A 422-nucleotide genomic window follows, 5' to 3' on the forward strand; every position below is an offset into this window, starting at 1 on the left:
CCTAACTCGTTGAAACACGCATCAATACAGTCCAACAAGTAACCAGCTCGCTGTGCTGTCACCGGCACCGGGTCATCAGCGGTTCCCCTGCTTGCTGAAGGCTCTACTCCAAGATCAAGGGTGAGTTGATCTGCATCAATAAGACGCCGGGCCTGGGCTTTAAGCTGCTCAACTTGATCAGGTGAATGCCCTGATCCGACTTGTTGAAGCTTTTTCGACCCCCGATGCTCAGACCACACCACCTGAACCGCCGTCGCCCCGGAAGCGGTCTTGACAGTGCGAATGTATGGACTCACAAAATCAGACTCCCGGCTACCCCCGCCGATACCCGCTTAGTGCCGAAAAACAACCACCACAACACCAAACCCCCAGGCCACAATGTCAAGGGTGACCTTCATCACCTAACCGTGAGCCAAGTCAGG

Annotated in this window: 1 pseudogene; it reads right to left on the minus strand. The window is 55.0% G+C overall.

The features are described from left to right. Positions 1-296, minus strand: a pseudogene (locus HMPREF2875_RS13855) (transposase); the annotation flags it as partial. Positions 297-422: the final 126 nt, after the last annotated feature.

This window comes from Corynebacterium sp. HMSC078H07, assembly GCF_001812805.1.
Taxonomy (GTDB): domain Bacteria; phylum Actinomycetota; class Actinomycetes; order Mycobacteriales; family Mycobacteriaceae; genus Corynebacterium.